The sequence below is a fragment of the Paenibacillus turpanensis genome (assembly GCF_011421635.1).
GTDB lineage: Bacteria > Bacillota > Bacilli > Paenibacillales > YIM-B00363 > Paenibacillus_AK > Paenibacillus_AK turpanensis.
Window position 1 is genome coordinate 205,189 of the sequence record NZ_WTLI01000007.1, and the last position, 10,779, is coordinate 215,967.

At 58.6% G+C, this 10,779-nt stretch carries 8 protein-coding genes; all 8 read left to right on the plus strand.

The window, feature by feature from the left end; genetic code table 11:
* Nucleotides 1-29 precede the first annotated feature (29 nt).
* Nucleotides 30-1,646 (plus strand): PP2C family protein-serine/threonine phosphatase, encoded by a 1,617-nt coding sequence (locus GQS10_RS08685; protein ID WP_166241082.1) that lies wholly within the window; start codon nucleotides 30-32, stop codon nucleotides 1,644-1,646.
* Between the two features lie 56 nt (nucleotides 1,647-1,702).
* The gene (locus tag GQS10_RS08690) at nucleotides 1,703-3,157 is read left to right on the plus strand and encodes a normocyte-binding protein (RefSeq protein ID WP_166241084.1); all 1,455 of its coding nucleotides are present in this window, start codon (nucleotides 1,703-1,705) and stop codon (nucleotides 3,155-3,157) included.
* Complete coding sequence (locus GQS10_RS08695) at nucleotides 3,154-3,843, plus strand: iron-dependent peroxidase (protein WP_166241086.1); 690 nt, start codon at nucleotides 3,154-3,156, stop codon at nucleotides 3,841-3,843. The genes GQS10_RS08690 and GQS10_RS08695 overlap by 4 nt, the downstream gene beginning before the upstream one ends.
* Nucleotides 3,844-3,978: 135 nt before the next feature.
* Entirely contained in the window at nucleotides 3,979-6,627 is a 2,649-nt protein-coding gene (locus GQS10_RS08700; protein WP_166241088.1) for an Hsp70 family protein, read from the plus strand.
* Nucleotides 6,628-6,662: 35 nt separating this feature from the next.
* Nucleotides 6,663-7,442, plus strand: coding sequence for a DNA and RNA helicase (locus GQS10_RS08705; RefSeq protein ID WP_341805032.1), 780 nt, complete (start codon nucleotides 6,663-6,665; stop codon nucleotides 7,440-7,442).
* Nucleotides 7,443-7,487: 45 nt separating this feature from the next.
* Nucleotides 7,488-8,159, plus strand: coding sequence for a hypothetical protein (locus GQS10_RS08710; protein ID WP_166241089.1), 672 nt, complete (start codon nucleotides 7,488-7,490; stop codon nucleotides 8,157-8,159).
* Entirely contained in the window at nucleotides 8,156-9,580 is a 1,425-nt protein-coding gene (locus GQS10_RS08715) for a contractile injection system protein, VgrG/Pvc8 family (protein WP_166241091.1), read from the plus strand. Before GQS10_RS08710 ends, GQS10_RS08715 begins: the two co-directional genes overlap by 4 nt.
* A 26-nt stretch (nucleotides 9,581-9,606) precedes the next feature.
* On the plus strand, nucleotides 9,607-10,776 hold the full coding sequence (locus GQS10_RS08720; protein WP_166241093.1) for a pentapeptide repeat-containing protein: 1,170 nt from the start codon (nucleotides 9,607-9,609) through the stop codon (nucleotides 10,774-10,776).
* The last annotated feature ends 3 nt before the right edge of the window (nucleotides 10,777-10,779 follow it).

The window sequence follows — 10,779 nt, forward strand, 5'->3', positions numbered from 1 at the left end:
TAAAGGGTACGAAGGAGCGGTTCAATGCCATGAGAAAAGACAACAGTGAATTTAAAACGAGCTTTCTCTCCGAAGCGGGGACGTTCCTGGATAACAAAGATTATTTCGCCTACGCCGAGATGGACGATCTGGCGTGCTGGGTGCTGGCCGACGGCTTGGACGCGGCCCCGGATGCCGACAGCGCGCGGCTGGCGGTGGAGAGCGTGCTCTCCCGTTTCACGGAGCAGCCGACGCTGTCCCGTCGTAAGCTGAAGTCCTACCTGCGCAAGGCGCATAAGCGGCTGCAGGCGGAAAGCCGGAAGGTGCGGCTGAAATGCAGCCTTGTGATGGTGGTGACCGACTACAACCAGATGGTGTGGGCGTCGGTCGGGCATGCCCGGCTTTACATGCTGCGCGGCGGCAAAATTGCGCTCGCCAGCAAGGATCAGAGCTTGGCGCAGCGCCTCGCGGATATAGGCAAGCTTCAGCAGCAGGATGTCGATCGGCACGCCGAACGCGGCAACCTGCTTCACTATATGGGGAAGCCGGGAGCGTTTCGCCCGCAGGTGTCCGGCAAGGTGAAGCTGCAGGACGGCGACACGATGCTGCTGTGCACGCACGGCCTATGGGAGGGCGTGCATCCGGTGGAGCTGCTGGACGCCCGCGAGGAGGCGGATGAGCCGGAGCAGCTCATCGATATGCTGGAAGAGATCCTGCTCAGCAAGCAGCGGAAAACGGTGAATAATTACACCGGCGTGGCGATTTTCGCCAATAAGATTTACAAGGTGGAGCCGAAGAAGCGCGACATCAAGAAATGGGTGCGCACGGCAGCCATGATTCTGATTCCGATGCTGCTGTTTGGCGGGGGAGCGGTTTATTACAAAATCAAGAGCGCCGAGGTTAAGGCCGAAACCGTTGCCGCGATGATCGAGCATGAGCAGAACGGCGATAAGGAGATGGAGGAAGGCGACTACGGAAGCGCTCTGAAGGAATACAGCGAGGCGCGCATAGCTTCGAACCGCTTGAAGAACAAGGTGCAGACGAAGCTGATTTCCGATAAGCAAAATGTAGCCGACCTGGTGGTGGCCGGGGACAAGTTTTTCAAAGAAGGCGAGTATGAAAAGGCCGTAGAGCGTTACCAGAAGTCGCTGGAGGAGGCCAAGCCCTACAAGTCGTTCAATATGAGCGGCGTTGAGGAGTCCATCAAGAAGGCGCAAACCTATTTGGTCATCCTCGGGGTGATGAAGCAGGGCGACGTCAAATTCGAGGCCAAGGATTATGCCGGCGCCCGCCAGCTTTACGAGGAAGCGCAGAAGCAGGCGACGATGGCTGCTTTTGAGCAGGGCGGGCAGCAAATCTCGGCGAAAATCGCGGCTGTGGACAAGGAGCTTGTGCAAGTGAAGGTCGGCGAGCAGCAGGCGAAGGGCGAGGAAACCGAGAAGCAGGGCGACAAGCAGCTTGAGGCGCAGGAATTCGCCAAGGCGATTGCGACGTACACCATCGCGCAGAACATGTACAAGGAAGCCGGCCTGACCGACAAGGTGCTCAGCGTCCAATATAAAATGATCGAAGCGCAGGAGCAGCTCGACTTGAAGAAGGTGCCGCCTCCGGCAGAAGGCGCGCCGGAGGGCCATGCGGTCCCTGCGGCCGCCGGTCAGGCCGGGTAGGCCGGACTGCGGAGCCGGCTGCGTCTAAACCACAGCAGCAGTAGGAGGGGGAAGCGATGAAAGAGATCGTACTGGATCGGCTCAATAAAATGCAGGATTTGGAGCAGCGCAAGCTGTTGAAGCAGATCATGACCGGTCTGTTCCTCCATCTTACGGAGCATCAGGAGGCCGCGAACGAGCAGCTGGAGCGCCGGGTGTTCGGCGAGCTGGAGACGCAGGAGCACTGGTACGACATTCACACGGCGTTATGCGTGAGAGACGAGCTGGACCCGGTGCATGACTACCTGTATCCGATGCGTCCGGCGGATGCGGCGGAGCACGCCATGGAGCTCGAGGAGCTGCGCGCGAGGCTGGAGGAAGCGTACGCGGCTGACCGCGAATCCGCGGTTGCATGGGGCGGCGGGGGCAGCACCCTCGCCGGGTTAGCCGCGGGGCAAGCGCCGTCCGCTAACGCCCATGGACGTGATGCGGTCCCAGCGGCGAATGCGCTTGGCGCGGCAGGCGGCATCGTGCTGCAGACGCTGTACATGGAATGCGGCCAGCGCCAGCTCCGCACTCTCGCCGAGCAGACCGGCGGCCGCATCTTTCAGGGCCGGCTGGAAACGACGGAAGGCCCGGCGGCCTTCACGTTTCGCCTTCGGCCGTGCACGGCGTACCTTGAGGAAATCGAGCGGCTGTACCGCCTTTTCCAAGCGAATGCAGCGCCGTGGCGGACGGTGAATATGCCGTTTGCGCGGAAGTTTTTTGATGTGGTGCTGGTAGAGTGCGAACCGCTGCCGGGGCCGGAAGCGAGACTCGTTCGGATCGCCACCGATCTGCAGGAATACGACCGCTTCAAACGGCCGGAGCTGATTCCGCTTTGGAACGTGGAGAAGCTCGAGCTGAAATCGATCGGCTTCCCCATCGCGGCGGCGGATAAGGTCAACTACGAGCATGTCATTTCGCTGCGCAAGACGGGCGATGCCCACGGCTACCTCGTGAACGCGGAGGAAGAAATCCGCTACACGAAGCGGGAGCCCGGCGAAATGACAGTTGTCGCTCCGAGGGAGAAGGCCGGAGTTTGGAGCATTTGGAAGCTCACGCAGCCTGCTTCGGCGGGGACGACCGCCGATACGGCCCTCACCGAGTGGCAGACGAAGCGTGTGTATACGAACAAGCGGCGGGACGCGTTTACGAGCCGTTTTGCGGACAAGCAGGCGGCCATCATCCGCTCGAAGGCGGAAATCGCGCGGATTGTCCATTCCTACGAGGCATCCGCCGGCTTTCAGCTGGAGCGGGTCGAGCTGGACCCGACAGGAGCAGGCTCTGCCGCATGGCTGAGAGAGCCGGCCACGTATGCGATGAACCCGTTTATGGTCGACACGCTGCGGCCGGAGCATCGCCGTCCGGTGCTGAAGCTTTCTTTTTCCGGGGGAGAGGAAGGGCTATTTCGTGACGATGTGCTGAGCTTCCTCGTGTCGGAAGTGCAGCGGGTTTTGCCGGAATATCACTGTATAGGGGAATGCCTGTGAATTACATCTGGGACCTGATTATCCGGGCGGAGCAGTCCGGCATTCCGAAGCATGAGCTGCAGTTTGTCGTTGCGAAGTCATTTTCCCCGTATATGGAGCTGAGCAGCGGGCTGCTGAATTCGACTTATGTCGAGCGGATCGTGGAGATCAATCCGCATTACCGCTTTGATGAGCTTTTCGGAGAACTGCTGGATGTGAATTACGAGGAAGACATGGAGCTTCGCGAAACGATTTTTGACATCCTCGTTCATTACATGGCTGAATTCGATCTGCGCAGCGGGATGAATAAACGTGAGTTTCATATCCGCTTTGCGATGGCGGAGCTGGAGCAGGGGCTTTGGGGCGAGCGGGTTCGCGAGCGATGGGCGCTGTTCGGCCGCAGGGAGCAGGAAACCGTCGCAGCCAACCTGCTGAACCTGTACGAGACCGGGGAAGCGGTGTACTGGTTTAAGGACACGATCGCCAAGCTGTATCCGGAATCGATCGTTTCGTTGAAATCGGATGATTGGAACGAGCTGCTTGTGCACATCGACAAGCGGGAGAACGAACGGGACCGGGTTAAGGTGGGGCTATTGAAGGAGCTGTTTTTGCCCATCGGGTATGGGGCGGATGTGTTCTGGAGGGAATACGTCGGGGTGATCGGTGCGGAGCAGACGATGATCATCGGAGAAACGGCACTGTATTAAACGGGGGTAACGAGCGCAGGTGCAGGGGGCGGCGGTTTTGCAGCTGCCGGACCGGGCCAAGCGCAGCAATAGCGGCAATCGGCAAATTGTAAAAGTGAGCAAGGACAAGCGGGAAAGCAGCAAGGAGGCAGAGGCATGAGTTACTCATACAAAATTTACGGAAATGTGCGCCGCGAGCAGGAAGCACGAAGCCAGACGCTGTATACGCGCGACGAGCTGAACGAGATGACGACGTTTCAGCTTCGCAACATCTGCTACAAGGAGAAGCTGGTCGAAAGCCTGACGCATACGATGGATCGCGAGGAGCTGATCCGTACGATCCTGAAATTCCGCAGCGCGGAGGAGAGCCTGCTTATTCACGAATATAAGCAGGGCGGTCTGGAGCGGATCGAGGCGGTGCTGGGCAAATATTTGCGGACCCAGCTGAGCGACGACGGCAGCATTCAGGTGCCGGCCAAAATCATCCTGTATCAAGGACTGCGGGTAGACCAGATGGACCAGTACCGCGTGGAAGCGCCGGCGCTGGGCGAGTCGAACGTGCTGATCGTTAACGGGAACCTCGAGGTGTGCGCCATTCTCCATCTCGTGAAGGACGAGAAGCAGCGTGGCGTTTTTTATCTGACGACGGAGAGCGAGATCGAGCTGCGCAAAACCGCGAATAAGCAGTACAGCTTCCTATTTTTCCGCAAGCAGGACTCGGAGTATCTCTACAAGGCGTACACGCAGGATAAGCCCTTGCCTCCTGTGAACCTGCATTTTTACAAGGTGCCGATTCACGATTTGGAAATTCGCGAGCTGGAGGAAACGCAGACGGTGCTGGCCATCGACTTCGGCACCTCCAACACGACGGCGGGCGCCTATTTGGACAGCCGCTACGTGGAGCAGGTGTGCACGAACGGCGTGCTGAACGGCCGGATTCGCTTGAACCAGATCAACTACGTGAAATTCCCCGATACGACGCATAAAACGAAGGACTGGATCGAGCTGCTGCCGACGGTGGTCAGTGTGACCGACTGCTCGGACTCCAAGCAGATCCGTTACGCCTTCGGCTTTGAAGCGATGAATTACATGAAGAAAAACGGCTACAGCACCACCGCCACCGTATGCCACGCGATCAAGCGCTGGGTGAACAGCCACACCAAGGTGGAGGAGCTGACCGACGGCCAAGGCAACAGCGCGGTCGTACAGCGCGGCGATGTGCTGCGCGCGTACCTGCTGCATGTGATCCGCACGGCGGAGCAGCAGTTCAAGTGCCGGTTTAAGGCGCTGCATATTTCAAGCCCGGTCAAGCTGAAAACGCAGACGCTCGAGGTGCTGACGGCGATTCTGCCCGAGTACCATATCGAGGCGCAGAACGCGCTGGATGAAGGCATGGCGGTGCTGTACAACACGATTGCCGAGCAGATCGAGAAGAACAGCTTCACAGACGGAAGGGAATACAAGGCGCTCGTTATCGACTGCGGCGGCGGCACGACTGACTTATCCTCCTGCCGATTCCGCATTGAGAACGGCAGCATTTCGTATAAGGTCGACATTCAAACCACCTATGAAAATGGCGACACGAACTTCGGCGGCAACAACATCACCTATCGAATCATGCAGTTTATGAAAATTGTGTTTGCCGAATATTACCGCAATAAAGGGGCGGTCATCGATATCGACAGCCTGATCGACATTCCGGGCAACGATATTTTCCGCCATGTGGATGAGTACGGCGTGCACGCGGTGTACGAGCAGTTCGAGGCCCGCTATCGCGAGGCCGAGGCGGTCGTGCCGACGCGCTTCTCGGAATACGAAAACCGCACGCGCGACGAGTACCAGCGGGTAAAGAGCAATTTCTACTTCCTCTGGGAAATCGCCGAGAACATGAAGAAGGAATTTTTCCGCAAAACAGGTATTCTCCGCAACCGGTTCCACTCCGAGAGCGAGAAAAGCCGTGAAAATGACTTGAAAATTACCGCAATCGACCGCTGGTGCTTATCCTTGCTCGAAGGCGGACGTTTCCAGGCCGTTTACGAGCTGCCGGAGGTCGTGTTCAACATCAAGGAGATCAACCACCTGATTAAGGCGGATATTTACGAAACGGTGCGCAAATTTTTGGACGAGTTCTACCAGCAGGGCAAGCTGCAGGAGTACTCGATCATTAAGCTGACCGGACAGTCGTGCCGGATCGATGTGTTCCGCGAAGCGCTGAAGGAGTTTGTGCCGGGGCGCAGCATCGAATTTAAGCAGAAGTCGGAAGAGGACGGCAAGGTGCCGGATTTGAAGCTGGCCTGCTTGCGCGGAGTCATCCGGTATTTAAGCGCCCAGAAGATGGGCTACATCGTGGCCGATATTACGAACCACGATCCGGCGGTGCCGTATTCCGTCAGCGCGTATACGCATACCCGCGATGAGGTGCTGCTGATCAGCAGCTACGAGCGCTTGAACCGGATTTACGGCACGATTTCCCGGCCGACCGGCGTGGCCGAGGTGGAGTTTATGCTGCGCGGCAGCGACGGCAAGGTGCGGCATACCTACAACTACCGCAACGAGGAGCGAAATTATACGCGGGTGCTGTATCAGGACATTTACAACCAATACGGTGAAAAAATTCCGCAGGAAGATACGGACTCCATCGTCAACGGCGAAGTAAAGTTTTTTGTATTTGCCGGTGAAAACAATTGGGGCTTTCATGTCGTTCCGATCTCGCGGAAGAACGAGCAGCTGTACATGGGGAACCGGCGGTTTTACGCCTTTGAAACGGATTTGTCGGAGCTGGATTTCTTCGACGGGTTGAAATAAGCAGGGCATGACGGAGGCAAAAAGGGGGACAGCGGGTGTTTACAGATCATAAGGCGGTATTTGAAAAGGGGCGCATTCTGAAAGCCGATATGCTCAGCAGCGTCCGGGATTATCCGCGCGATCGGCTGGAGCTGATCTATGCCGATTATGCGGACGGGATTGTTGCCGGAGCGCGGGTAGAAGCGACGGAGCAGTGCCTGTTCGTCGGCAAAGGGCTGCTGAAGCTGAACGGCCGCCTGCTCATCATGGCGGAGGACACCGCTGTTCTCTATAAGGCGACAGGCCGGGAGCAGGTACTGAAGGCGCGGCTGGAGAGCGGCGCGCTGGAGGGCGATTTTATGCGATGCCAGGCCAGCCTCGTGCTGGACGAGCATACGGAGCTGCGGGACGGCGAGCTGGAGCTGGCGCGGTTCAAGCTGAAGGAAGGCGCGAGGCTGCGCACGGCGTACCGCGACTTCGAGGATTTGGCGACGGAGTACAACACGCTGCATTATGTTCACGCGACGTACGCGGGACTGGGCCGCAGCACGCTGCATCCGGTCATCACCGAAAGCTTTGCTTCGTCGGTGATGAAGAGCAGGGGCGCCGACGGCGACGATCTCGCGTTTGCGATGCTCGTGATGAATCAGGGCATGGCGCAGCGGGAGCTGCTGCTGCATTACGCGGCGCGCCGCTTGGGGCGCGAATATCGGGAGCTCTCGAATTTCGAGCTGTACCGCGCGCTGCTGCGGATTTTGCAGCTCATTCAAGAGGGACGCGGCGGTCCGCGCGGGGATTTCCGCGCAGGCGGCCCGCAGCGCATGATCGTGGACTAATAGCTGGATGCGGAAGGAATCGAACGAAGAAAGGGGAGGCGAGGCATGAACAAGCACATGGACGAAAAAATCATCGCAATGATCCGTGAAGCGGAGGAGGAAGAAGGTGCGGCAGCGGCGGCGGCCGGCGATACGGCCGAAGCAACGGAGGAGGAGAAGAAAACTCCGATGCAGCAGGGGCTGGAGCTGGTACAGCAGCCTTTTGTACAGGTCGGCAGCGAGCTTGTTCCGTTAGAGGATCGGCTGATCCTTGAGGACAGGGTGCGGATTCGCATGCCGAAGCTGTTCCACATCATGCCTCCGGAGGTCGCCAAGATCAAGTACGCCTCCGAGCGCAGGCCGAATTTGATTTACACGGATGACAGCACCTCCGTCAATCTGGCGTTCACCCATTCCGCGTCCCTGTTGAATGACGAGGAGATGGGCCAATTTACGGAGCTGATCGTGCAAATGCTGAAGCGAACGCAGCAGGGGGCGCGCTGGCTCGGCCAGGGCGTCATTCCTGTCGGCGGGCGGGAGGTCGGGTACTGCGCCTGCACGCTTCCGGTGCTCGATTCGGATTTGTACCAGCTGATGTTTTTCATATCGCTTGAGGACCGGGCGCTGCTCTGCACGTTCAACTGCTTGGCGAAGGATCGCCAGAAGTGGGAGCAGCTGGCCTTGGGCATGATGCAGACGCTGCGAATTATGGAGACGCGCGAGGAGGATGAGGGATGAGTACAGCGGCAACCGCCTACGACAATATCAAAATTTCCCCGTATCAGCTTTCGCATCTGCAAAAGCTGACGATTACACAGGCCGTGAACGAGCATGCGCGGCTGCGCCTGACGGGAATCGTACCCGAGGAACAGAAAGACAGCTATGTCGCGGCAACCGAAGCGGGAACTTCGATTCAGGTCAGCCAAACCGCGGAGGACGGCTCCGAGACGGTGCTGTTTCACGGCAAGGTGCTGCATATCGAGGTGAAGGCCGTTCGCGACATTTATTACCTCGAGGTCGAGGCGGTTTCCCCGACCTATGATATGGATCTTAAGCTGCACAGCCGCTCCTTCCAAAACAAAGGCATGGCGTTTTCGGCCCTGCTGCAGCAGGTGATGTCGGCGTACGGCGGCTCGGATGGAGTCGATCTGGCATCCGGCGGAGCGTCTATCGGCGGGTTTACGATTCAATATCAGGAGACGGACTGGCAGTTTTTAATGCGGATGGCTTCGCGGTACCAAGCGGGTCTCCTGCCTTCCGCCTCGCAGGGAACGGCAAAGCTGACGGTCGGCGTGTCCGAAGGGGACGACCGGGGGCAGCTGGAAAACTTCCACTACCGCGCAAGCAAACGGATCGCGGACTACCGCATCGCCGCGCAAAACGGCGGGTACGACGTGGACGAGAACGATTTTATCGACTACGAGGTCGAGACTTATCAGGCGTTGGAGCTGGGCAGCCGCATCACCTTCAAGGGCAGAAGCTTGTTTGTCCGCGAGGCGTATACGGAGATGGCCGACGGCCTGCTTAAGCATAGATACCGTTTTTGCTCGAAAAAAGGCTTGGTGTCCCGCAGGCTCTACAACGAAAAGCTGATCGGCGCTTCGGTCTCGGGCAGAGTCATTGCCGTTTCAAGGGATCAGGTGCAGATCCATTTGGATATCGACAAAAGCCAAAGCAAGCAGGAGGCCTGCTGGTTCCCGTACTCCTCGGTATATACCGCCGAGGGCAACAGCGGCTGGTACTGTATGCCGGAAATCGGCGACGTTGTGCGGTTGTATTTTCCCGGCAGGAAAGAGGAAGAGGGCATTGCGATCAGCTCCGTCCGCCAGGACTCGGAGGAAGGCGAAACGAACAAGCTGGGCAACCCGGACATTAAATATTTCCGTACGGCCTCCGGCAAAGAGCTTATGATGTCGCCGAGCGAAATTGTCATTACGGGCAAGGACGGCGAGGTGTTCATTCGGCTGAACGACAGCGACGGCATTGAAATTTTCAGCAAAAAGGAAATCAAGCTCATTTCGAAGGAAGATATCACGATGAACTCGGAAAAGAAAATCGTGATCAGCGCCAAGGAAGAAATTTCGATGAGCTGTAAGGAAAGTAACCTGAAAATGGACGGCAGCACGATCCTTTCCGGTCAGGAAACGAAGACGAACTAATCGCGGCAGACGGGGTGAGCGGGGATATGTTGATGAAGGAAAATGCGGTGGAGCAGTTTCGCAAGACGGAGCTGGCCCAGCGGACGGCGAAAGCGCTGCTGGATTTGGAGGCGTATTACCAATCGCGTAAAGGCTCCCTTGTCTATGGTGTCGTTGAAGCGGTTGAGCGGATCAGCCGGATGACTCGGGAAAAGCAGCAGGCGGGCGAAAAGGAGCCAATCGCCAACCTGACGTTTTCTTTGCTGCGCACCGAGCTTTTGGAGGAGCGCGACGTGTACCTGCTGGAAGCATCGGACAGCCGCTGGTTTTTGGATCGGACGGCTTTGCGGACGGAATATGACGCTTCGTGGGCGTTCCGCTTTTGGCACCGACTGAAGGAGGAGCTCCGTGCCGATTTGCGGGAATACCGCGGGGCGGTGACCGAGGTGGATCTGGAGCGCCTCATGATGAAGGAAGTGGACAAGTTCCACAAGTACGTGGTCCAGCTCGTTCGCCGGGCGATGGGAATCGCCTGGAGGCAGCCGGAGTTCGCCGCGCTCGTGCAGGACGAGACGCTCGAGGTTCGGGTCGGCGAGTATTTGGATATGAGCGAGCTGGTTTGGAAGGAAGACCGCAGACCGAGAAAGCCGAAGCAGGTCAAGGAGTGGCTGGAGGAAAAGGAAGCGGGCGCCTACAACTACGAGGTGTTCCATGGGCTAGACCTTTCCGGCATTGATGGTTCGGGGCTTGACCTGAACTATGTGCGGTTTGAGGGCTGTACGCTGCGCGGCGCCCGGTTTGCGCCGTCGTTCATGATCAGCACCCGCTGGGGACGCTGCGACTTGTCGCAGGCGGACCTGCGCGTCAGCCTGCTGCATGGCGCGGATTTTTCCGGCTGCGTGCTGCGCGGCGCGAATTTAGGCGGCGTGCAGGGAGCGCATGGGCTGCCCGAGGTCGAAGGCTGGCAGGAGCCGGGCTTCGATGAGGTGAGCTTTGCGGGCGCCGATTTGGAAGGCGCCGATCTAAGCAGCGCGGATCTGCGCGGTGCGGATTTTCGCGGGGCGCGGCTGCGTGGGACGCGCTTCACGGGGGCGCGGCTTGACGGCGCGAGGTTTTCGCGGCACAGCGCCGAGACGGTGGAGCTGGACGCGGGGCAGCGCAGCGCGGTGGTTTGGGTGGACGAGGAGCGGGCCGCCGAAGGGAGACACGGAGCATGAGCT

Bases quoted from the DNA above. Each gene is read 5' to 3' on its own strand.
- GQS10_RS08700 (WP_166241088.1), top strand. From the start codon at position 3,979: ATGAGTTACTCATACAAAATTTACGGAAATGTGCGCCGCGAGCAGGAA.
- GQS10_RS08710 (WP_166241089.1), top strand. From the start codon at position 7,488: ATGAACAAGCACATGGACGAAAAAATCATCGCAATGATCCGTGAAGCG.
- GQS10_RS08715 (WP_166241091.1), top strand. From the start codon at position 8,156: ATGAGTACAGCGGCAACCGCCTACGACAATATCAAAATTTCCCCGTAT.
- GQS10_RS08685 (WP_166241082.1), top strand. From the start codon at position 30: ATGAGAAAAGACAACAGTGAATTTAAAACGAGCTTTCTCTCCGAAGCG.
- GQS10_RS08720 (WP_166241093.1), top strand. From the start codon at position 9,607: ATGTTGATGAAGGAAAATGCGGTGGAGCAGTTTCGCAAGACGGAGCTG.
- GQS10_RS08690 (WP_166241084.1), top strand. From the start codon at position 1,703: ATGAAAGAGATCGTACTGGATCGGCTCAATAAAATGCAGGATTTGGAG.